The sequence below is a fragment of the Neisseria sp. P0008.S004 genome (genome assembly GCF_051962755.1).
In the GTDB taxonomy this organism is placed as follows: Bacteria; Pseudomonadota; Gammaproteobacteria; order Burkholderiales; family Neisseriaceae; genus Neisseria; species Neisseria subflava_A.
This window is the reverse complement of sequence record NZ_JBQCUZ010000003.1, coordinates 40369-63642: the sequence shown is the minus strand read 5'-3', so window position 1 is coordinate 63642 and position 23274 is coordinate 40369. Positions and strand designations below refer to the sequence as shown.

Annotated in this window: 20 protein-coding genes, 1 tRNA gene and 1 riboswitch; of the genes, 15 read left to right on the top strand and 6 right to left on the bottom strand. The window is 46.4% G+C overall.

Translation table 11 applies throughout. The annotated features are described in order from the left end of the window. Positions 1-300 precede the first annotated feature (300 nt). Positions 301-585, top strand: coding sequence for a PepSY domain-containing protein (locus ACTHSW_RS03830; RefSeq protein WP_070460093.1), 285 nt, complete (start codon positions 301-303; stop codon positions 583-585). Between the two features lie 363 nt (positions 586-948). Beyond that, a complete protein-coding gene (locus ACTHSW_RS03825) occupies positions 949-2595 on the top strand; it encodes a Pycsar system effector family protein (protein ID WP_432760711.1) in 1647 nt (548 codons plus the stop codon). 139 nt (positions 2596-2734) lie between these two features. On the opposite strand, the gene ACTHSW_RS03820 is transcribed toward ACTHSW_RS03825, so the two are convergent. Next, positions 2735-3334, bottom strand: a complete 600-nt coding sequence (locus ACTHSW_RS03820; protein ID WP_070460099.1) for a CDP-alcohol phosphatidyltransferase family protein — start codon at positions 3332-3334, stop codon at positions 2735-2737. A gap of 71 nt (positions 3335-3405) precedes the next feature. After that, positions 3406-3451, top strand: a riboswitch (PreQ1 riboswitch). Between the two features lie 3 nt (positions 3452-3454). On the opposite strand from ACTHSW_RS03820, the gene queC reads away from it, so the two are divergent. Then, positions 3455-4114: a 7-cyano-7-deazaguanine synthase QueC gene (gene queC / locus ACTHSW_RS03815; protein ID WP_070460101.1), complete on the top strand. Its 660-nt coding sequence runs from the start codon at positions 3455-3457 to the stop codon at positions 4112-4114. Positions 4115-4209: 95 nt separating this feature from the next. Here queC and ACTHSW_RS03810 read toward each other — a convergent pair whose 3' ends face one another. Continuing rightward, positions 4210-5271 carry a L,D-transpeptidase gene (locus ACTHSW_RS03810; RefSeq protein WP_070460104.1) on the bottom strand — a complete coding sequence of 354 codons (1062 nt, stop codon included), beginning with the start codon at positions 5269-5271 and terminating at the stop codon, positions 4210-4212. Positions 5272-5410: 139 nt separating this feature from the next. Between ACTHSW_RS03810 and rlmD the strand changes: the two genes are divergently transcribed. The 9 genes from rlmD (at position 5411) to ACTHSW_RS03765 (ending at position 14036) form a co-directional block, all read left to right on the top strand. Further along, positions 5411-6736 (top strand): 23S rRNA (uracil(1939)-C(5))-methyltransferase RlmD, encoded by a 1326-nt coding sequence (gene rlmD, locus ACTHSW_RS03805; protein WP_070460107.1) that lies wholly within the window; start codon positions 5411-5413, stop codon positions 6734-6736. A gap of 124 nt (positions 6737-6860) precedes the next feature. After that, on the top strand, positions 6861-8336 hold the full coding sequence (locus ACTHSW_RS03800) for a 23S rRNA methyltransferase (RefSeq protein WP_070460110.1): 1476 nt from the start codon (positions 6861-6863) through the stop codon (positions 8334-8336). Between the two features lie 23 nt (positions 8337-8359). Then, positions 8360-9463: a response regulator transcription factor gene (locus ACTHSW_RS03795; RefSeq protein ID WP_070460113.1), complete on the top strand. Its 1104-nt coding sequence runs from the start codon at positions 8360-8362 to the stop codon at positions 9461-9463. 10 nt (positions 9464-9473) lie between these two features. After that, on the top strand, positions 9474-10010 hold the full coding sequence (locus ACTHSW_RS03790; RefSeq protein WP_003748733.1) for a GTP-binding protein: 537 nt from the start codon (positions 9474-9476) through the stop codon (positions 10008-10010). Position 10011: 1 nt separating this feature from the next. Next, positions 10012-10653 (top strand): peptidase M23, encoded by a 642-nt coding sequence (locus ACTHSW_RS03785; protein ID WP_070460116.1) that lies wholly within the window; start codon positions 10012-10014, stop codon positions 10651-10653. A gap of 39 nt (positions 10654-10692) precedes the next feature. Next, positions 10693-11052 (top strand): roadblock/LC7 domain-containing protein, encoded by a 360-nt coding sequence (locus ACTHSW_RS03780; RefSeq protein WP_070460119.1) that lies wholly within the window; start codon positions 10693-10695, stop codon positions 11050-11052. A 98-nt stretch (positions 11053-11150) separates the two neighbouring features. Continuing rightward, positions 11151-11226, top strand: a tRNA-Asn gene (locus ACTHSW_RS03775). Positions 11227-11424: 198 nt separating this feature from the next. Continuing rightward, positions 11425-12216, top strand: a complete 792-nt coding sequence (locus ACTHSW_RS03770; RefSeq protein WP_070460121.1) for a fimb protein — start codon at positions 11425-11427, stop codon at positions 12214-12216. Positions 12217-12476: 260 nt separating this feature from the next. Continuing rightward, positions 12477-14036: a TerC family protein gene (locus tag ACTHSW_RS03765; RefSeq protein WP_003684289.1), complete on the top strand. Its 1560-nt coding sequence runs from the start codon at positions 12477-12479 to the stop codon at positions 14034-14036. Positions 14037-14099: 63 nt separating this feature from the next. On the opposite strand, the gene ACTHSW_RS03760 is transcribed toward ACTHSW_RS03765, so the two are convergent. Beyond that, positions 14100-15203, bottom strand: a complete 1104-nt coding sequence (locus ACTHSW_RS03760; RefSeq protein ID WP_070460125.1) for an anhydro-N-acetylmuramic acid kinase — start codon at positions 15201-15203, stop codon at positions 14100-14102. A gap of 153 nt (positions 15204-15356) precedes the next feature. Here ACTHSW_RS03760 and ACTHSW_RS03755 point away from each other — a divergent pair, with 153 nt between their 5' ends. Beyond that, positions 15357-16931 carry an inorganic phosphate transporter gene (locus ACTHSW_RS03755; protein ID WP_070460128.1) on the top strand — a complete coding sequence of 525 codons (1575 nt, stop codon included), beginning with the start codon at positions 15357-15359 and terminating at the stop codon, positions 16929-16931. A 333-nt stretch (positions 16932-17264) separates the two neighbouring features. Here ACTHSW_RS03755 and ACTHSW_RS03750 read toward each other — a convergent pair whose 3' ends face one another. The 3 genes from ACTHSW_RS03750 to secA form a co-directional block, all read right to left on the bottom strand. Further along, on the bottom strand, positions 17265-17702 hold the full coding sequence (locus ACTHSW_RS03750; RefSeq protein WP_070460131.1) for a ProQ/FINO family protein: 438 nt from the start codon (positions 17700-17702) through the stop codon (positions 17265-17267). Between the two features lie 117 nt (positions 17703-17819). Further along, positions 17820-18920 (bottom strand): chorismate synthase, encoded by a 1101-nt coding sequence (gene aroC, locus ACTHSW_RS03745; RefSeq protein WP_070460134.1) that lies wholly within the window; start codon positions 18918-18920, stop codon positions 17820-17822. Between the two features lie 132 nt (positions 18921-19052). Then, positions 19053-21806 carry a preprotein translocase subunit SecA gene (secA, locus tag ACTHSW_RS03740; protein ID WP_107810701.1) on the bottom strand — a complete coding sequence of 918 codons (2754 nt, stop codon included), beginning with the start codon at positions 21804-21806 and terminating at the stop codon, positions 19053-19055. Positions 21807-21960: 154 nt separating this feature from the next. Here secA and ACTHSW_RS03735 point away from each other — a divergent pair, with 154 nt between their 5' ends. Both ACTHSW_RS03735 and azu read left to right on the top strand, forming a co-directional pair. After that, positions 21961-22383: a DciA family protein gene (locus ACTHSW_RS03735; RefSeq protein ID WP_070460140.1), complete on the top strand. Its 423-nt coding sequence runs from the start codon at positions 21961-21963 to the stop codon at positions 22381-22383. Between the two features lie 291 nt (positions 22384-22674). Further along, positions 22675-23244 carry an azurin gene (gene azu, locus ACTHSW_RS03730; protein WP_070460143.1) on the top strand — a complete coding sequence of 190 codons (570 nt, stop codon included), beginning with the start codon at positions 22675-22677 and terminating at the stop codon, positions 23242-23244. Positions 23245-23274: the final 30 nt, after the last annotated feature.

The window sequence follows — 23274 nt, the reverse complement described above, 5'->3', positions numbered from 1 at the left end:
GTGATTGTTAAAAGGTTAGATAGAGGGTGTTTGGATAACCTTACAAATTACTACCGACATATCATCATAAACTCGTTTTTTCGCAATTAATTTACGAAATACAGTCAGATGGGACTTATCGTTATCATATTGTTGCCAAATTTTTTCTCTTATTTCTTTTGAAAGGGCATCACTTAGGCCGTCTGAACAGTTTTCAGACGGCCTTTACTACGTTTAACCAAGCACTAATTAACTGCTAATTTTGTCATGTTTTAATACATCCATCGAAACCCGAATACACATTCTAAAAGGAAATCAAACATGAAAAAATTCTTATTGACCGCCATCGTTGCTTTGTCTGCTGCTACTGCCGGTGCCAGCGATTACATCGAACACAAAATCTACAGCGACAAAAACTTCGAGCAAAACCGTGCTAAAGCCGTAAGAATGTTGGAACAACGCGGCTATCAAGTTCACGATGTTGATGCCGATAGCCGTCGAGGTCAGCCTGTGTTGGAGGTTGAGGCTTTTAAAAATGGCCGTGAGTACGACATTGTTTTGTCGTATCCTGATTTGCAAATTATCAAAGAGCGCATCGATTATTAATATTTTGATATAAAGTGGATTGTCGCAGGGCTTTTGGTCCTGCGACAGTTTGCTATTTGGGAATTTAAAGAATGTAAACAGCATGTAAATTACCTAAAACAAATGAACTAAATATGTTTTTTATTTTCCATGTAGTTCAAAGTGTTTGATGTCGGGAGTCATGATATGAGTTTGAATGATTGGAAGGAAGATGGTCAGCCGAAGCAGATGGGCGACCAAGAAAAACCTTTAAACGACGGCACATCTGCAGAATCCCAACAGGATGTTGATTTGTGGGATCACAAGCAAAACGGCGTTGTTGAAAACGAAGTTGAGGTTGTGGCTGAAGCGGTAGAAATTCAGGAAGTGGTTGAACATCCTGAGATGCCGTCTGAAAAAAACGAGAAGAAGGCCAAACGTAAAAAAGACAAGGCGAAAAAGAAAAAAAATAAAGCCGAGGATTTGAATGCGTCTGATCTGTTGGGTACGAATAAGGGCGTGGAAACCATGTTCCGCAACGCCGTACGCTCAGAGATGGAATTGTTGGCGCTGGCGGCAACCAAAGCGAATATTATGATTTCGCTGAATGGTTTTATTGTTTCTGCGCTGATGATTTCGGGCGCGTTTATTTTTTCATCATCGCCCGAATTTTTGATTCCGGCCAGTACGTTTATGATTACTGCCGCGGCGTCTATCGTGTTTGCATTGCTTTCTGCTTCTCCTGAACGTATCGGCAAAATGCAGGCGGCGCGTACATGGTTTAAGGATTTTGTCCGCGGCCGTTCTAAGCTGAGGGATTTGAAAACCCGCCTCAGCAGTACCGAAACGCGCTTTTTTGGCGGCAGCCAACCCAATATTTTGATTTATGAAGACCGTGTGAAGCTGCAAAAAGATCAATATTGGGAAATGATGCAGGAAATTATGGGCGACCGTAAACAAGTCTATCAAAAGATGAGCGACCATCTTTACTGGCTCGGTTTGTTGGCGGATAAACAGTTTAAATACATTAACTTATCTTATGCAGTATTCCGCTGGGGTTTGCTGGCTTCGTTGGCGGCATTTATCGGTGTGAAAACACTGCCGTCATTGCTGATGCCTCCGGCCAACAACGCGGCAGAGCTGCGTTCGCTGGGTATCAATATGTTTAACGGCGTATTTGAACCTTCTGCCGTACAACAGCTTCCGGACGGCAAGTTGCTGATCGCGGAAGACGAACCAAACCATGCGTTCAGTATCATCAGCATTGATAAAACCGGCAGGTTTGTGGAAGACGAGGCATTGGATACACGCGTGATTACCGGTTTCAAACGCCGTCTCAGCGACTTGGAAGCTTTAGCGCGTGACGATGAAGGCTTTATCTACGCTATGACTTCACACTCGCGCACCCGTAAAGGCAACCGCTCGCCTGACCGCGAACACCTGATGCGCTTTAAAATCCAAGACGGCAATGTGTTGGGGCTGACCAGCTACGACAATCTGACGCAGGTTTTGGAAACCGATCACAAACTGCATGATTTAATTCGCGAGCGAACCAAGGCAGAAGTGTCTTTTGAAGAAATCAATATTGAGGGCATGGCGTTTGATCCGGTGAAAAAACGTCTCGTTTTGGGATTCCGTGATCCTGAGTTCAACAACATGGCGTTGGTCGCGTTTATTAGCAATCCGAAAGATGTATTTGAGCGCAATGCCAAACCTGAGTTTGATGAAGTGGCCGTGATTGATATTGATGGCGGCGGTATCCGTTCCCTCAACTATGATCCTGTGTTGAAAACCTACGTGATTGCCAATGAAGTGAAGGATGAGAATGGACAGAAATTCTCACAACTGTGGACTTGGAGCGGTAATCCGACTGATGAACCGCAAAAAATCTCTCTGCCTAATCTGCAACACATCACCAACGTTGAAGCCGTCGATTCGATTACCGTTAACGGCAAGCCTCAAATGATTCTGATGGGTGACGAAGGTAATGCTTCGCAGAAAATTACTGCCAAGTATATGTTGGTAGATTACAGTCAACTGGGTAAACAGTAAGTTATCTTGGCTACTGAATAAAAGGCCGTCTGAAACCGATAGTTTATGGTTTCAGACGGCCTTTTTGTTTTCAGTAAAACAGGTTGATGGGTTTAAATACTCTAATTAATAATGATTAACCCAAGAACGTGGACAAGTTTCAGACGGCCTTCAAGCCATTGATGACACGTTTGTAGCAGGTATAAACCAATGCCGCACAGGCCAGCCACATAAGGATATAGAAAGTCGAATGGAAGCTACCGTCGATTGCATACCATACGGCCAATGCGCCGATAAAGAATGCGCGGTCGCTTTTGCCGAATGGCCCGTCATAACGACGTCCGTTGCCATGAACTTGTCCCAAAACGCCGCAAAACTCGGTCATTGCCGCCAGCCAAATAAACAGGGCAATTTGCACGCCGCCGAAGGGTGCGATAAAGGCAAAAGGCAGGTACAAAGCAGCATCGGCGGCAATATCGGTGATTTCATTCAAATAACCACCTAATGCCGATTGCTGGCCGAACTCCCGTGCCAGCATACCGTCCATCGCATTCAGTGCCATACGGACGAACAACCAAATCGGCAAAAGCCAGAATAATGTGGATACACTAGCAAACAATGCTAAAAGCAAACCGATCAAAATGGAAACGGCGCAGGCAAACAGAGTGACCTGATTGGCAGTAATGCCTTTTTGATACAGTCGCTTAACAATGGGGCGCAACAGGTTTTGAAATTTTGGTTTCAGGGCGTAGATGCTCATAATTATGCTATATAAAAGAAAATGAAGTGCCGTGATTATAGACGAAATCCGTTATAATCCGTCAATCTTCGAATCACGCGGTTCGCAAACCTCCCGCGTTAACAAAACTAGGAATTTACTATGGAAAAACAGCAGGCACTCGTTATTTTTTCGGGTGGGCAGGATTCAACAACCTGCCTGATTCAGGCAATTCAAACATATGGCCGTGAGAATGTGCAGGCCATCACTTTTCAGTATGGGCAACGCCACGCCATCGAATTGGAGCGCGCGCGTTGGATTGTCCAAGATTTGGGCGTGAAGCAGACAGTACTCGATTTGAGCCTGATGCAACAGATTACGCATAACGCCTTGATGGATGATAAGGCATCCATTGAAACAGCTTCAGACGGCCTGCCTAATACATTTGTAGATGGACGCAATGCTTTGTTTTTGCTTTATGCCGCTATTTACGCCAAAGGTCAGGGGATACGCCATATCATTGCCGGCGTGTGCGAAACCGACTTTTCCGGTTATCCCGACTGCCGCGATGTGTTCGTCAAGTCGATGAATGTCACGCTGAATCTGGCCATGGATTACGCTTTTCAAATCCACACGCCCTTGATGTATTTAACCAAAGCGCAAACATGGGCGCTGGCAGATGAAATGGGTGCATTGGATTATATTTGCGAGCACACGCATACCTGTTATAACGGCGTGGTTGGTGGTTGTCATGAATGCCCAAGCTGTATTTTGCGCGAGTGCGGTTTGTCGGAATATTTGGAAAGTAAAAAGGCCGTCTGAATTAAGAGGGGCATATATTTCCAATATCCAGTTGTACGAAAAGGCCGTCTGAAAAATTCATTTCAGACGGCCTTTGGCTATGTATTTTGTTCTGCTTAGAACAACAAATCTGCAGGTTCGCTGCTTGTCGGAGCATCTTTCGCAGGGGAAGAGGCAGGGGTAGTAGCCGGTTCGGAAGCGGCTTTAGGCACAGAAGCAGGAGTATCGGCCGGAGTGGTTGCCGGTTTGGCAGCAGGTTTTGCCGGTTTCACCGGAGTCGGACGAACGCTTTGTTTCGGTTCGGATGCTGCCTTGTTTGTATCGTCGGTAGCATCGACTTCGATTTCAGTTCCTTGAGGCAATACCACATCTTTAGCAGGAGCCGGTTTCGGCATGACTTTAGGTTTGCTGTAAGCATCCGTGCCGCTGGTCCATGCCAAAGACTTCAAAGGCGATTTGAGTTTCACACCTTTGGCGCAGGTCAGACAGTTTGCTGCGCCGGTGCGTCCTTTCAGGATTGCATCCACACGTGCGGCAGGAATGGTTTTGCCGTGCGCTTTTGCCCAGGCGGCAATGCTTTTTTTCAGGGCAGCCGTATCAAGGTTTTTCTTGTCGTATGGGTCACGATAGGCAGCCAGCCACAAGTTTTGGTTGGCATCTTCGTTCAGGCTCGCCATTTGGTAGATAACGGAGGCAGGAGAACCTGTTGCGATGGTTTTGGCGAATTCCAATGCGTCAGGCGATTTCATGCGCACGCAACCATGGCTACGGACGCCGGGTACGCTGGCAGGGGCATTGGTGCCGTGGATACCAAGGCTCAATTTAGGGTCACCAAGACGGACAAATACCGGGCCCAGCGGATTATTTGGGCCGGCAGGTACGCTTTTTACGCCGTCATTGCGTTCTTTTTGGATGGATTTAGGGATGTGCCAAACCGGGTTGTAGGCTTTTGCGCCGATTTTATGTTCGCCTAGATTGGTTTGGGTCATGGCTTTGCCGACGGCAACAGGATAAATTTTGCTCAGTTTGCCGTTGTCGTAGAGGAACAAACGCTGTTGCGTAATATTGATAACGACGTGTTGTCCGGAAGAGGCGGGGGAGACGTCTGGAATAAGTGTGTTTGCAGTAGTGGCCGAGGTCAGAAGGGCAGCTGTCAGGCCAAGGAATAATTTTTTCATGTCGTCTTTTTTTGTAGGGATTGAAATGAAAGTTTTTGGCGCATGATACCTGAAACTCTGTGTTTTTGTGAGAAAATATGCGCTTTCGGTATTGGAAGACAGTCAGACGGCCGGTAAGCGGCTGTCTGACGGAAACGGTATGAGTGTGAAAGAACGGTATCAAGAGGCGGAAGTTTTTTCTTTGGATTATGAGGGCAGGGGTGTTGCCAGAGTCGATGGGAAGACTGTATTCATCGGCGGTGCGCTGCCCGGAGAGCGTGTAACGTTTGCCATTCATAAAGAAAAAAAGCAGTTTGCAGAAGCTCAGGTCGAAACGGTTTTAAAACCTTCTTCCGAACGCATTGAGCCAGCTTGTTGCTATTTTGATACATGTGGCGGTTGTTCGCTTCAACATGTTTCCTTTGGCGCGCAAGTTGCATTAAAGCAACGGATTTTGGAAGAGCAGTTGGAACGGATAGGTAAGGTCAAGCCTGAGATAATTTTGCCCCCTTTATATGGTTACTCCTGGTATTATCGCGATAGAGCACGTTTAAGTGTTTCGATGGATAAGCAAGGCCGTCTGAAACTCGGTTTTCAGGCCAAAAAAAGCCATGATGTCGTCAATATCCGCCATTGCCATATTTTGCCTAAGCATGTGTCCGATAGGTTGCCTGATGTCCGCAATTTGCTGCAAAAGCTGCATGATGACGGTGTGAAAGTGAAATTTGTTGAGTTTTATTGCGGAAAAAATGTGACCGTATTCAACATTCGTTTCGTAAATCAACCGTTTGGACAAATATTAAGCGAATTGCGTAATTGGTTTGATAAGATATTGTCGGGTGCTGAAAAGGCATGGCAAATATGGCTGCAGGATCATGCCGAGTCTTTGCCGTTTTACCCTGAGAACGCGCCTGCCCTGAACTATACTTTTGCTCAATTTGATGTGGAAATGCCTTACAAGCCGGGTGATTTTACGCAGATTAATGCGCAATTGAACGAAGTGATGGTGGCAAGGGCGGTCAGGCTTTTAAACCCTCAAAAAGGGGAGAGGATTGCCGATTTGTTTTGCGGTTTGGGCAATTTTAGTTTGCCGCTGGCAAAAAGTGGTGCATCGGTTGTCGGTATTGAAGGTGCCGATTATTTGGTCGATAGGGCAAGGGAAAATGCACGCCTGAATCGTTGTGCCGAGAATATGACGTTTTCTGTTGCAGACTTGTTCGATACCGATGAAAAAACTGTTGAGTCGTGGGGGCAATTTGACAAGATGTTGCTGGATCCTCCGAGAAATGGGGCTTATGCTGTTGTCAAATCGCTACACAAGCCGTTTTTGCCTCAGAAGATAGTGTATGTTTCGTGCAATCCATCAACATTTGCACGAGATGCCGGTGTCTTGGTTGATAAGGGCTATAAGTTTAAGGCGGTAGGAATCATGAATATGTTTGCACAAACCTCGCATGTTGAATCCATTGGTGTGTTTGAGTTGTAAATTGGTATCAAGTCCTTTATGGGGGTAGGGTTTCTAATGTGAAAATGGGTGCGTTCATGTTATCATCATTCGTTTGGGGAATTAATAGCGTTGAAGTTGCGTGTAAAGCAACAGATGTTAATAAATGCAGTTTGCAGCACAAGACCGGGAGGTGTTCTTGAACTATCAACTTTTAACTATTCTTTTGCTGGTGCTTTTTTTGCTGGTGTTGTTTTTTGTTCGTCATAAACAAAGTAACAATTCAGACAAACAAAGCGCACATGCATCAAAAAGCAGCCGTACATCTGCTGCTCATACAGCCTCCTATGAGGACGGAAACGACTGGATTGAGAAAGTGAACCAGACAGTTTCCAATGCGGATAATCAAGACTGGGAATGGGGCGGAAGCGGCTCAAACGATGCAACAGCTTCTGTTTCCGCACAAGAAGTCGATCCGTTGACCGAATATCAGGTTTATAAACAGTTCGGCTATGAGAGTAAGGCTGCAGAGTCTTTGGCCGGTTATCTCAATACTTTGGAAGACGGCGCTCCGGAAAAGCTGGTTCATGAATTAATCGGTTTGAATCTGCGGGTCGGTAATATCGACATGCTGGCGGATACACTTGAGCGTCATAGTGCCTCACTTTCAGAAGATAGTGTAGCCGAATACCTGAAAGCCGGTCTGGCTTTGGATTCTACTAACCTGCGCCTGCGTGTTTTTGCCGAGCATCATCTTGGTTGGAATATGCAGGAAGTCGATCGTCAAATTGGCGAACAAAGCGGTTTCGAAGTTGCTTCCGACGGACATATTGCCTTTGAGAACGATTCGGTTGAACGTATTGTCGTTCCTGGTATGGGCAAACATGCGCCTATCGTATTAGGTAAGAAAGATTTTGGCGAAATCAGCCCTGAAGAGATGGGTGCGGTTATTGGTTTTGCCAAACCGGAACGCAGTGCAAAAATCCTGAAAGACAAGATTAGCTACGAGACTGCTTTGCATCAATACAACAAAGCAATCCAAACTTCTGCGAAGCCTGCTGGTCTCATTATCGATGCCTTGCGTCTGGATTATCAGAATGAAGAAGTAGGGCAGTTTGCCAAGCATCTGTGGAAGCTTTACCACTCTTTGGGTCAATATGGCCGTCAAGTAAAAGAACGTATGCTTGGTTGGGGTTATAGCCTTGGTTATCACGAAATTTTTGATGATTTGGAAAAAGGGCCGTCTGAACAGCAAATTAAAGAGATTGGCTTGAAACGCGGTTATATCCAGCCAAGTTCTTTGCAGATGAAAGCCAAATATCGTGAGTTGGTTCAAAAAGACTCTTCAGTCATCAGCGCGAGCTCTTCACCTGCAGATGAAGCTGTGAAAGAAGTCGAATCTTTGTTGGCCTATGGTCAGTTGGATTTGGCCATCGGTACTTTGGAACAGGCTGTTTTGCAGTATCCTCAAGAATCGCAGTTGTACATTATCTTGTTTGATTTGTACGAACGCGTTGAAGATTGGGGACGTTTGGAACAATTTCTGCGCTTGTTGCGTGAACGTGTTGTCAGCCTGCCTGAAGAGGTTGTCTTGGCAATGAGTCGTCTCTTGCAACGAATGAACCAATATTCAAAAAAATAAGATAATCGTAGAAAGTACGAGTGATGAATAATCATTTACCAAAAATTAAAACCATACGGGTTATGTTACAGGAGATGGGTGAGCAACAGCAGGCGGTATTCCGTATGGCATTTAAAATGCACAATACGACGAATTACGTCATCGTTTCCCCTGATTCTGATGAAAAACCGGATTTGGTATTGGTTGATACCGATACTCCGGCAGGTGTAGAAGCTTGGAAAGAGTCGAAGAAAACTTATCCGGAAGTACCTGTGGCTATGTTTTCTTCCGAGTTGCCGACAGTAACGACTCCTTATTTGGCTAAGCCGGTCAAATTTGATACCTTGTTTCCTGTTTTGCGCAGCCTGGCTCAAGGCGGTAATGTTTTTGAGCCGTCTGAGCAACAAGCGGCTGAAGAGAATAAAAGACAATCAAATTCCGATGGCACTAGAAAAGCAACCATTCGCCGATTTAATCCAAATAAAGGCTTGTTGGGTGCGCTGAAATTTGCCAGTCAAGGACACCAAGATATTGCCGTCTTGCATGAAGGCAAGCCGATATTAATCGTGTTTCCTAGTATTCAGCGTGTACTGTTGACAGTCACTGCCAATGAGTTGGAGAAATTGTGTAAGAACGATAACTTGGCTGTCGTGTGTAAGGCTGTTCCTGATAATCCTCAATGGAAAGAAAAAGCCAAAGTCACCATTATGTCATGCTTGTGGCAAATGGCTATTTGGACTGCATCAGGCCGTCTGATTTATCCGATGACGCCGCAAACTGTTTTTACACTCAAGCGGTGGCCAAACTTAACCCGTTTGGCACATGTTCCGGAATCTATGCGTCTGTCGGCATTTCTGACAAAAACGTCTGTTAATCTGAACATCCTCTATAAAGTTATGCCTTTAGAAATGCCTGATATTTTAAATTATTTATCGGCAACATATATGACAGGCTTTTTGGCAACAGATACAGAGTTTGCAACTGATGCGAACAATACGCCTTCGTTGAATGAACAGATTGATGTGAATAGCAAAGACGTACCTGAAACAGCAATGAGCAAAGAGGCTCAAAAAATTGCCGGTCCGTCGAAAGAACAACCTCGCGGCCTGTTGCAACGCCTGATGCGTAAGTTGCTGGGTAAATCGTAAAGGACACGTCATGAAAGAAAATAAAATTATCTTTACCGGTCCTGTTGGCGTAGGTAAAACCACTGCAATTTCAGCTTTATCTGATGAACCACCAGTTCAAACCGATGCATCCGCATCCGATATGACACTTGTCCGCAAGGGGTACACGACTGTGGCGATGGACTACGGTGTCATTCATTTGGATGAGGAAACCAAGGTTCATCTGTATGGTACGCCTGGTCAGGAGCGTTTTAATTTCATGTGGGAAATTCTGAGCCAAGGCAGTATGGGCTTGGTGCTTCTTTTGGATAATACAAGAAGCAATCCATTGAAAGACCTGCAATTCTTCTTGGATGCATTCCGGGAGTTGCTGAAAAAAGCGCCTCTGGTTGTAGGGGTAACAAAGATGGATATCCGATCCTTACCAAGCGTGGATGTTTATCAAAAATATTTAGCACAGAATAATTTTAATGTCCCGGTTTTTGAGATTGATGCGCGTCGAGAAGACGATGTAAAACAATTGGTTACTGCCATGTTGTTCTCAATTGACCCCGGATTAGAGGTATAAGATGGAAGCGACACTTTCTTTACAAGCAAATTTATATCCTAAGATTACACCGGCGGGTGCGTATTATGCTGTTTCAAATGATACGCCCAGTGCCAGCAGAACTTTATTGTATGGCCTGTTGCGTGCAGAGCCGTCTGAAACCATCAGCAGCGAAAAAATCTTGGCATGGGCGGATACCAGCGACATCAATACTGCTTTGAACCTGCTGTATCGGCTCCAACGCTTGGAATTTTTGTATGGTGATGAAGAAATCAGTACAGACGATATCCATTTGACTGACGAGCAATTGCCTACATTGTTGGGACAGTTGTCTAATTCTGGCAAGGCTTTATTGGCTGATGAAAACGGTTTGTATTTTGCCAATGCCAATTTCCATCACGAGGCTGCGGAAGAGTTGGGCCTTTTGGCGAGTGAAGTAGCCAAAATGGAAGACAAACACCGTCTTTTGATTCGCAATAACCTACATATCAATAATAGCGCATGGGGTATTTGTGATCCTTCAGGCCAAAGTGAATTGACCTTTTTCCCCCTGTATATTGGCATGACCAAGCTGATTTTGGTAATTGGTGGAATGCCTGACTTAAATAAAGAGGCTTTTGTTACTTTGGTTAAAGTGCTGTATCACCGATACGGCAGCCGTTGATTTTTGCCTGACCGATATTTATTTTAGAATGGAGCGACTATGCAACAACTATTAATCTCTGTATTAAGCGATTTGAACAATACTTCTGCGGATATCACTGCCTCTGCAGTTATTTCTACAGACGGCCTGCCGATCGCAACCATGCTGCCTTCCCACTTGAATGCAGACCGTGTAGGTGCGATGTCGGCAACGCTTTTGGCATTGGGCAATCGTTCCGTACATGAGTTGGCTTGCGGTGAGTTGGATCAGGTAATGGTTAAAGGTAAAAATGGCTATATTCTGTTGAGTCAAGCAGGTGAAAATGCAGTGTTGGTATTGATGGCAAAAGAAAGCGGTAAATTGGGCTTGATTTTGTTGGATGCGAAACGTGCAGCCAAACAAATTGCTGAAATCTTATAAAATTTTTATAAATTAAAAAGATATAAAAATATTTTTGTTTTTATATAGATTGTTGCTTGACAGGTTTCTGATATTTTCTATATAATTCCATCTTTAATTCCCCGATAGCTCAGTCGGTAGAGCGACGGACTGTTAATCCGCAGGTCCCTGGTTCGAGCCCAGGTCGGGGAGCCAAATTTTAAAACCACCATGTTACATGGTGGTTTTTATTTTATCTATTTATTAGTATTTTTAATATATTGATAATGCGTGGTGAGATGATTGCAGTTAATGCTTCAATTTTCAGACGGCCTACCAGCATATTTAAATATCTCATTTATTTTTTTAGCTATACATAATATTTATAGAAGAAATAATATCTTATTGTTATCTATGGAAAACGCACATACATTACATTCTTCACCACGCTTTCGGTTCGCATTAAAAAATGCGGCATGGCATTTGTTGATTAGTCTGATTTTGGCAGGATTGGCCGCTTTGTTAGTATTTGGAGTTTGGTATCCTTATCCGTATGCCGAGCTGACAGGCGGATTGGCTTTATATAAACTGGTCATTTCAGTAGATATTGTTTGCGGCCCGTTGCTGACTTTGATTCTTGCCAGTCCGAGCAAAAAACTTAAAGAGAGGATTGTTGATTTTTCCTTAATCGGCATGATTCAGCTGGCTGCTTTAATTTATGGTTTGTGCAACGTATCTTTGGCGCGTCCAGTGGTTTCCGCATTCGAAACCGATAGGATAAATGTGGTAACTGCTGCAGAAATTGATGTAAATGATTTGAGCCATGCTCCGAAGGATTTGCAGGATTTATCTTGGTTTGGCGTACGCCGTGTTGGGTTGCGTGAAGCGATGAGCCCGGACGAAGCTAACCAAGGTCTTGATTTGTCTTTGAAAGGTGTTGAACCGAGTATGAGGCCTTCTTGGTGGTTGCCAGATTCGCAGCAGGAACGTGAGAAAATTCGTAAAGCAATGAAACCGTTGTCTGTCTTGGCAAAAGCCCGTGGCATGAATGAGGAGTCAATTTTGGAACAGGCTTCGCTGAGAAATGATGGGAAAGAGTTGTATTTCTTGCCGTTTACCAGTGCGCGAAGTAAAGAATGGGTTGTGATATTGAATGAACAGGCAGATTTCTTGGGTTATGCGCCGATTGATGGTTTTATCAAGTAAGAAAAGGCCGTCTGAAAGCTGGTAAGTGCTGGTATAGGCTGTTTTTAAAAGAAAATATGCTGTCAGATTTTGCCTTTCTTTCGTCAAACTGATAAACTGATTGCCATTATTGTTGATCGAGGTATAAATTTTTCATGAAAGACGCAGAGCAGAGTAGTTGTTATACCGCTTCTTTCCCTTTATTTATGTCCGAACTTTGGCAGTCTGTCCGTTTTAAGCGGAGCGGCTGCCTTTTTGTATTTTAAAGGAACACAATCATTATGGATTTCAGTTGGTTGGCAGAGCCGCATACTTGGATAGGCTTTGCCACGCTTCTGGTTTTGGAAGTTGTTTTAGGTATTGATAACCTTGTTTTCGTAGCGATTTTGGCAAACAAGGTTAAGCCGTCGCAACGTGATAAGGCGCGGATAACGGGCTTGGGCTTGGCCGTTGTTATTCGGATTTTCATGCTGGGCTTTATGGCGCACATCATGACGCTGACGCGTCCTTTGTTTGAGTTGGGCGGCCTGGAGATTTCCGGTAAAGACATGATTATGTTTGCCGGCGGTATTTTCCTGCTTTATAAAGCGACTACCGAGCTGCACGAACGACTTGAAGGCCACAATCAATTTGCTGTTGCTGAAGGGCAGAAGAAGCATTCTGCTTTTTGGGGCGTTGTGGCGCAAATCTTGATTTTGGATGCAGTTTTCTCTATCGATTCTGTTATTACGGCAGTGGCGATGGTGGATCATATTGTGGTGGCAATGGGTGCGGTTGTTGTGGCGATGACGGTGATGATTTCTGCCAGCAAACCGTTGACTGCCTTTGTGGACAAGCATCCAACCGTTGTGATGTTGTGTTTGGGTTTCTTGTTGATGATTGGTTTCAGCCTGATTGCAGAAGCCTTCCATTTCCATATTCCGAAAGGCTATTTGTATGCGGCGATTGGCTTCTCGATTTTGATCGAACTGTTTAATCAGGTTTCGCAAAAGAATGCCCGTAAAAATGACTATATCAGCACTTCTTGGCGTAAGCGTACCGCTGAAAATGTGTTGGGCATGATGGGTATCCGCGAAAGCATTTTGGCAAAAGCAGGCGACAACGGCGGCGATGACGAGCATTTTGAAGAAAACGAAAAATCCATGATTCGCAGCGTGCTGACTTTGGCGGAACGCCCGATTATGGGCGTGATGATTCCGCGTCGGGAAATCGAGAAATTGGATATTTCCCAAAGTCGGGAAGAACAAAATGCGCAGTTGAAAAATACGCCGTATAGCCGTTTGTTGGTTGTCGGTAAGGCAGGTGTAGATGAGCCTTTGGGCTATATCAGTAAAAAAGATTTGCTGAACCAGCTGCTTGAATCGGGAGAAATCAATATTCAGACGGCCTTGCGCCAGCCATTGATTTTGCCGGACAGTACGACGGCGTTAAATGCGATTGAATTGTTCCGTCAAAGCAGCGCGGATTATGCGTTGGTGGTGGATGAATTTGGCGCGGTGTTGGGTATGGTGACCATGAAAGATTTGTTGGAAACCATTGCCGGTGAGTTCCCAGAGGAATTCGAGCGTGAGGAAGAAGAAGCTGCTCCAGCCAGCCAGGATGAAACGCTGTCTGTGGATGGTGCATTGGAGTATGTGGAATTGGCTTCCCAGTTAAATCTGCCTGCTCAAGAAGAAGATGCGGACTTCCATACTGTTGCCGGCTTGATTATGGAAGAATTGCAAAGTATTCCTGATGTGGGCGACTTCATCGATTATCATGGCTGGCGTTTTGAAGTGGTTGAGAAGGACGGACAACGGATTGCCCGTGTGAAAATCAATCGTTTGCCGGAAGAAGAATAAGGAAAGGCTAATATAGTAAAGGCCGTCTGAAAATGTTCAGACGGCCTTTTTATTGATTTAACTTTAGTTGCCGTAATGTCCTGAGCCTAAAATTCGGTGTGAATGTGCGCCGGTTGCATGGTGGGGATTGCTCGGGACTTGATTGCACCAACAGGCTGCAAGCCAGGCAAAAGCGGCGGCTTCCACCCATTGCGGGTCAAGATGGAGCTTGGCTGTACTGTGCAATTTGGTGTCGGGAGAAAACAGGGTTTCCAAGTCTTGCATCAAAACAGGATTGCGGATGCCGCCGCCGCAGATATAAAGATGATGAATCACCGGAGCAGCTTGTTTGGCCGCGTCAAAAATGGTTTGTGCGGTATAAAAGACCAATGTACGTATCACATCTTCCGGCTTTTCATTACCTTTCAGATGGCCTTGAAGCCAGCTTAGGGAAAACAACTCTCGGCCTGTACTTTTGGGATAAGGGCGGCTGAAATAAGGATGGTCGAGCAGGGAAGCGAGCAGATCAGGGAGGATTTTGCCTTGTGCAGCTTTTTCCCCGTTTTTGTCGTAAGGCTGCTGCCAAATATGTTGCATCCATGCATCCATCAGCATATTGCCGGGGCCGGTATCGAAGCCGAAAGAAGGGCTGTCGTGTGGGAGGATACTGATATTGGAAATACCGCCAATGTTGAGTACGGCGCGGGTTTCATTCGCATCTTGAAACAGCGCTTCGTGAAAGGCTGGAACGAGGGGTGCACCTTGGCCGTTGCAGGCAAGGTCGCGGCTGCGAAAGTCGCCGACAGTGAAAATGCCGGTCAGTTCAGCTAACAGGGAGAGGTTGACCAGTTGAATGCTGTAACCGTGTTCAGGCGCATGGCGGATGGTTTGTCCGTGGCAGCCGATCGCGGCAATGTCTTTGGCCGACAGGTTTTGTTCTGCCAATAGTTGTTGGACGGTTTGGGCGTATAGGCGGCTGAGTGTTTGCGCCAGGATATTGCTTCTGTGCAATTCATTTTCGCCTATGTCTTGCAGTGCCAACAATTCTTGGCGCAGGCCGTCTGAATAGGGTAGAAAGCTGTGGGCAACGGCTCGTTGCCATTGCTTGCCCTGCATTTGAATCAGTACGGCATCGGCACCGTCCATGCTGGTTCCTGACATGATGCCGATATAGTATTGGGGTTGCATTTCGGTTACAGAAAGAGAAGGTAAAACGACATTTTAACGCCTTTTGACGTTTTTACGGGAATTTCGGCATTTAATGTAAATAGTTGGTGCAAGAAAGATTACAAAAAGGTTAAAATAACGCGACTCAACATGTTTTCCAAAAGGAAACTTTCCATGGCTCAAACTCAGTCGAGTGCGAACTTGAAGCTGATTAATACGGTTTTTGCCGCTATGCTTGTGAGCATGGTCGGCTATTTTATTTATTGGGGTTTGGGTTATACCCACTACAACCACTCAGTCCTGTTTATCCTTGCTACCTTTTTCGGCGTCTTCATGGCGTTTAATGTGGGTGGTAATGATATTGCCAACTCTTTCGGTACAAGTGTCGGCTCCGGCACATTGACCATTCCGCAAGCTTTGCTGATTGCGGCAGTATTTGAAGTCAGCGGCGCAGTGATTGCCGGCGGCGAGGTAACAGATACCATCCGTAAGGGTATTATCGATTTGAATGGCATGCATCTGGATCCGATGCAGTTTGTCTTTATTATGATGTCTGCGCTTTTGGCTGCGGCATTGTGGCTGCTTTTCGCATCACGCAAAGGTCTGCCGGTTTCCACGACACATGCCATTATCGGCGGTATCGTCGGTAGTGCCTTGTGTATGGCGGCATTGAACGGTGTGGATTCCGTTGCGCTGATTCAATGGGACAAGTTGGGCGAAATTGCCTTGTCTTGGATTTTGTCTCCGGTATTGGGCGGTATCGTTTCCTATCTGTTGTTTTCACGAATTAAGAAAAACGTTTTGGACTACAACTCTTGGGCCGATAATACGCTCAAAGGCATCAAGCTGGAGAAGAAAGCCTATAAAGAAGAACACCGCCTGTTTTTTGAAGCCTTGAGTGAATCTGAAAAAGTCGAATACGCCACCAAAATGGCGCACGATGCCCAAATTTATGATGAGCCGGACTTTGATCCTGAAGAATTGCAGTCTGAGTATTATCGCGGTCTGCACCGCTTTGACAGCCGTAAGGGCGAAGTAGATTCTTACAAAGCCCTGCACTCTTGGGTGCCGTTTATCGCTTCTGTCGGCGGCATGATGATTGCGGCCATGTTGATTTTCAAAGGTCTGAAAAATCTGCATTTGGGCATGAGCAACGTCAACAGCTTCCTGACCATTTTCATGATCGGTGCGGCTATTTGGATGGGTACGTTTGTATTTGCCAAAAGTTTAAAACGCAAAGATTTGGATAAATCGACTTTCCAAATGTTCTCATGGATGCAGGTATTTACCGCTTGCGGTTTCGCATTCAGCCATGGTGCGAACGATATTGCCAATGCGATTGGTCCGTTTGCCGCGATTATGGATGTGTTGCGTACCAACAGCATTACTGCCCAAAACGCCGTGCCGCCGATTGCCATGTTGACTTTCGGTATCGCTTTAATCGTCGGTTTATGGTTTGTCGGCAAAGAAGTGATTAAAACCGTAGGCACCAGCTTGGCAGAGATGCATCCCGCGTCAGGCTTCTCAGCCGAGCTTTCTGCTGCCGCCGTCGTGATGGCCGCATCATTTATGGGCTTGCCTGTTTCCAGTACCCATATCTTGGTAGGTGCAGTTTTGGGTATCGGCTTGGTTAACCGCAATGCCAACTGGAAATTGATGAAACCGATCGGCCTTGCTTGGGTTATTACCTTGCCTGCTGCTGCCGTTTTGTCTGTTGTCAGCTATTTGGTTTTGCAAGCCGTGTTTTAATTGATTGCTTGATTTCAAAAGGCCGTCTGAAAGATAGATTTCAGACGGCCTTTACTTATTTTTGTAAAGGATAGATTTTAGTTTGTTTTAACGATGCACAAATCATGCTTTTCAATGTTTGAACTGATACAAGAATAATCAAGGTAATAGAGAAATACCTTATTAGGAATATCTTGGAAAAGATTTTGGGGTTTAGTGAGGATAAACAAAGCTATTTTTAATTAGTCTGCTATAAGGTTAAGGTAATAAAAAAGCCCCAATTCATCGACGTTTAAGTGTCGTATTGAATTGGGGTTTTTCTATTTAGTGTAAGCCTTTACGGCCGTCTGAACATTATTCAGCAGCTTCGTTGGTCTCGGCTTGAGTAGGAGCTACTTCTGCTTCTGTAGTAGCCTTAGCGGCTTGACGTTCGGCTTGTGCAGCCAATGCCTGTTGAACGGCTGGGTGCTGTTGGGCAATGGTTTGTTCTTCTGTACTGACTTCGCCTTTGAAGCGGTTGTTCAAGTCAAAACGTTTGCCGCCGCGAGCCAGGGCTTTCAGATAGCGCGGACGGCGGCAGTGGTTGGCCAGTACGCGTGCAATCAGTGCTGGGTCGTATTGGGGCAGGGCGGCAACCAAGTCTTGGTCGATACCGACGGCCAACGGTTTGAATCGTTTGAATACATCATATTTGCCGTAAATGTGGTCGGCAATCATGTCTGTCTGTTTTTTCTTGCTCATAGTTTGGACGGCAGATTTCAGCGCAGCGCCCAAAGCGGTTTCTTGTGCCATTGCGGTTGTATTCCTCTAATATAAATCCGTATTTTCGTCATACGGCAATAAGGTGCTATTGTAGTATAAAGACTGGGATTTGGCTAAATTTTTCTGAGAATATTCAGAAATAAACGGTTATTTTTCCAATTTGGCAATGTCTGGTGTATTAACCTGAACATCGGCATTTTGCGCACGATGGCGTAAGGCGTGGTCAATCAATACCAATGCCAGCATGGCTTCTGCAATCGGAGCAGCGCGTAATCCGACGCAGGGGTCGTGGCGGCCGTGTGTGGCAAGCTCGACAGGGTTGCCCTCTATATCAATGCTCCGGCGCGGTGTGGCGATGGAGCTGGTGGGTTTGATGGCAATATTTACATGAATGTCTTGTCCGGTGCTGATGCCGCCCAAGATGCCGCCTGAGTGGTTGGATAGAAAGCCTTGTGGCGTGAGCTCGTCACCGTGTTCGCTGCCACGTTGCGTTACGCTATTAAAACCTGCACCGATTTCCACGCCTTTGACAGCATTGATGCCCATCATGGCATAGGCAATTTCTGCATCGAGGCGGTCAAAAACCGGTTCGCCCAAGCCAACAGGGACGTTGGCTGCTTCGATATGAAGTTTTGCGCCGACAGAATCCAATGATTTGCGCACGCTGTCCATATAGTTTTCCAAGTCTTCAATTTGGCTTTGGTTTGCTGCAAAAAAAGGATTTTGGGAAATATATTTGTAACCTTCAAACTGGATTTCTTTTTCACCGACTTGGGTAACGTAAGCGGTAATTTCCGTGCCGAATTTTTCTTTCAGCCATTTTTTTGCAACTGCTCCGGCTGCAACGCGGGCAGCGGTTTCGCGGGCGGAACTTCTACCGCCGCCGCGATAGTCGCGTGTACCGTATTTGTGCCAGTAGGTGTAATCGGCGTGTCCGGGACGAAAACTGGTGGCGATATTGCCATAGTCTTTGCTGCGTTGGTCGGTATTGCGGATCAGGAGGGCGATGGGGGTACCGGTGGTTTTGCCTTCGAATACGCCGGAGAGGATTTCGACTTGGTCGGCTTCGCGGCGTTGGGTAACGTGGCGGCTGGTGCCGGGTTTGCGACGGTCAAGGTCAAATTGGATATCCGCTTCGCTCAATTCTAATCCGGGCGGGCAGCCGTCAATGATGCAGCCCAAGCCTGCGCCGTGGCTTTCGCCGAAAGTGGTAACGGTAAAGATTTGTCCGAAGGTATTGCCTGCCATAGGGATACTCTTTTGAAATTGGGTTTGGAAATTTTTTGCTTATTTGGATAATTCTCAGGCCGTCTGAACGGTGAAACGAGAATCTTTGATTTCGTTTTTACACTTATTCAGACGGCCTTTTGAGATGACTGCTTAGTTTAATTTACCGTGGCACTGTTTGTATTTCAGGCCGCTGCCGCAAGGGCAAGGATCGTTGCGGTGAACAATCAGGCCATTTTGTGCAAGCGCTTCAGGGCTGAAGTCTGTGCCGTCAGGATCGAATGCTTCGGTAACCAAATCGGTTTGCGATTGACCTAGCAATTCTTCCATATCAGGCGCATCGGAGTGGACGGTTTGAACATCGCTGACGCTTTGTGCGGCAGTATGGTCGTATTCGCTGTTGCGCTCGATTTGAACGGCGGTCAGCAAAGCGGCAATGTTTTGTTTGATACCGCGCCACAGATTTTCAAACATGGCGAAAGCTTCGCGTTTGTATTCCTGTTTCGGATTTTTCTGAGCATAGCTGCGCAGGTGGATGCCTTGGCGCAGGTAGTCCATAGCGGCGAGGTGTTCGCGCCATTGGTTGTCGATAACTTGCAGCATAACATTGCGTTCGAAGTCAGACATGGCCTGTTTGCCGACCAATTCGACTTTCTCGGCATATTCGTCTTCGATGCGTTTGATGAGGCGCTCTTTAATGTCTTGGTTGTCCAAAGTGCTGTCTTCTTTCAGCCAGCCTTTAATATCGACATGCAGGCGGAAATCGGCGGCAAGTTGGTGCTCCAGTGCCGGAATGTCCCATTGCTCTTCCATGCTGTCAGGCGGGATGTGGTAATCAACCAAGTCGCTGATAACGTCGGCGCGGATTTCGCGGGTCAAATCGCTGACGTCTTTGCTGGTCAGGATTTCGTTACGTTGATGGTAAATCACTTTACGTTGGTCGTTGGCAACGTCATCGTATTCCAAAACCTGTTTACGCATATCGAAGTTGCGGCCTTCGACTTTACGTTGCGCGCCTTCGATTTGACGGGTCAGCAGGCCGTGTTCGATGGCAACGCCGCGTTCAGGTGCCAGACGGTTGAGGATGGCAGCGGCACGGTCGAGTGCAAACAGGCGCAATAATGGGTCTTCAAACGACAGATAGAAACGGCTGGAGCCGGGGTCGCCCTGACGGCCCGCACGACCGCGCAACTGGTTGTCGATACGGCGGCTTTCATGGCGTTCTGTACCGATAATGTGCAAACCGCCTGCGGCCACAACTTGGTCGTGTTCAGCTTGCCAACCGCTTTCAAGGGCTGAAATTTGCGCTTGTTTTTGCTGTTCGCTCAAGGTTTCATCGGCATGGATGGCTTCGATTTGATGTTTGAGGTTGCCGCCCAAGACAATATCGGTACCGCGGCCGGCCATGTTGGTGGCAACGGTAATCGCGCCGACTTTACCGGCTTGAGCGACAATTAATGCCTCGCGCTCGTGTTCTTTGGCGTTCAGAACGTTATGCGGCAGACCTGCTTTATGTAATAAGTCAGAAACCAGTTCGGAGTTTTCGATGCTGGTTGTGCCGACCAAAACCGGTTGGCCGTTTTTATGGCATTCGGCGATGTCTTTGACAACGGCTTCAAATTTTTCTTCGGCTGAGCGGAAGATTTGGTCGTTGAAGTCTTTACGTTGTACAGGACGGTTGGTCGGGATGATGACGGTTTCGAGGTTGTAAATGCTTTGGAACTCGAAGGCTTCGGTGTCGGCCGTACCAGTCATACCGGACAGTTTGCTGTACAGGCGGAAGTAGTTTTGGAAGGTAATAGATGCAAGCGTTTGGTTTTCGCGTTTGATTTCTACGCCTTCTTTAGCTTCAACAGCTTGGTGCAAGCCTTCGGACCAGCGGCGGCCGGCCATCAGACGGCCTGTAAATTCGTCCACAATCACGATTTCGCCGTCTTGAATGACGTAATGTTGGTCTTTGTGGAACAGGGTGTGTGCGCGCAATGCCGCCATGAGGTGGTGCATCAGGGAAATATTGGCGGCAGAGTAGAGCGAATCGTTTTCCTGCAATAAGCCCATTTGGGTCAGGATTTGCTCGGCGTGTTCGTGACCGGCTTCGCTCAGGATGACTTGGTGTGCTTTTTCATCTACCCAGTAATCGCCTTCGCCTTCTTCGGTTTCTTGGCGGATAAGGTGGGCAGGAACAGCGTTCATTACACGGTAGAGCTGGATGTTGTCATCCGCCTGGCCGGAAATAATCAGCGGCGTACGCGCTTCGTCAATCAGAATGGAGTCCACTTCGTCGACAACGGCAAAGTTCAATTCACGTTGAACTTTGTCGTATTGGTCGGTCACCATATTGTCGCGCAGGTAGTCGAAACCGAACTCGTTGTTTGTACCGTAAGTAATGTCGGCACCATAAGCAGTTTGGCGTTCAAAAGGTTGCAAATCGGCGACGATCACGCCGACGCTCAAGCCTAAGAAGTTGTACAACGGCTCCATAATGCTCGCGTCACGGGAGGCGAGGTAGTCGTTTACGGTAACGACGTGTACGCCTTTTCCTGACAATGCATTCAGATAAACGGCAAGGGTGGCCACCAGAGTTTTACCTTCACCGGTACGCATTTCGGCGATTTTGCCGTTGTGCAGGACCATACCGCCGATCAGCTGTACATCAAAGTGGCGCATGCCCAATACACGGCTCGATGCTTCGCGGCAGACGGCAAAGGCTTCGACCAAGATGTCGTCCAGGCTTTGTCCATCGGCGAGACGTTGTTTGAATTCGGCTGTTTTAGCTTGCAGTTCTGCATCGCTCAAGGCCTGCATTTGTTTCTCAAGCGCGTTGATTTTGGCAACGGATTTACGATATTGTTTCAGCAGGCGGTCGTTGCGGCTGCCGAAGATTTTCTTAGCAATGTTTGTCAGCATGAATAATTCCTGCGCCTTGATATAATAGTGGGCGAAATTGGGATTTTAACACAAGCGCTTGTATAACGCGGTAATGCTGTTTGAAATAAAGGCGGTTTTGCTGTATTTCAATTGTAATTGTTTGGTTAATTTACTGAGAGGCCGTCTGAAATATATGGATTTAGCACAATTAGGCAAGCGCGATCATTTATTGGCGGGCTTGTTGCAACAATCGCAACAATGGCGGAAATTGGATGCAAAAATCAAAACGGTTTTGCCGGCCAACCTGCATCTGCATTTTCAGACGGCCTGCGTAGAAGACGGAAGATTGGTCTTGCTTGCCGCCAACAATATGGCTGCTTCGCGTTTGAAGATGATCCTGCCTGCCATGTTGCCCAAGTTGCAAGCATTGCATGCAGGGGTAAGGGAAGTGGTGGTCAGGGTAGTCCCCAAGCCTCCGACTCAGCCGAAAACCAATAGTTTGCGATTGAGCGAGGCAGCTTTAGACAGTTTTGACGAGGCGGCAGCCAAATTGGAAGGCAAACATCCCGAATTGGCGGCGGCATTGGCAGAATTGGTACGCAAGCACAGCCGTTAAAATTATGTCAGATGAGATTATTGTTAATAAATGTTAAAACTTATTTCATTCGGATGATAGCATCTAATACTAAAGAAATACGACCTAGAAAGTATCTGTTTTCTTTTAGGTAAACTGATGTAAACTTGGCTTGAAACTTTGATTTCGTGTGAAGTTTGTAGCAAAATAACGCCTGAATTTCACATCACGCTATGCGGATAAATTTTAGTTTGGCGTTTGCCTTTTATTAATATATTCGTGTGGTGCTATTAATAGAACTTAACAAAACTCTCATCATTAGGAGATACATCAATGAAAGCTTATCTGGCTCTGATTTCCGCTGCCGTTATCGGCTTGGCTGCATGCTCTCAAGAAGCTGCAAAACCTGCTGAAGCCCCTGCTGCTTCCGAAGCTGCCCCTGCAGAAACTACTGCACCTGCTGATGCAGCTCCTGCTTCTGAAGCCGCTCCAGCCGACGCTGCCGCTGCTCCTGCTGCCGGCAACTGCGCGACTACTGTTGAAGCCAACGACGCTATGCAGTTCAACACTAAAGAAATCCAAGTAAGCAAAGCTTGTAAAGAATTCACCATCACCCTGAAACACACCGGTACCCAACCTAAAGCCAGCATGGGTCACAACATTGTTATCGGTAAAACTGAAGACATGGACGGTATTTTCAAAGATGGCGTTGGCGCAGCTGACACTGACTACGTTAAACCTGATGATGCACGCGTTGTTGCCCACACCAAACTGATCGGTGGCGGCGAAGAATCTTCTTTGACTCTGGATCCTGCCAAACTGGCTGACGGCGAATACAAATTCGCTTGTACCTTCCCAGGTCACGGTGCTTTGATGAACGGTAAAGTTACTTTGGTTGACTAATCCGCCTCAAGTTCGAAAACAGACAGCCTG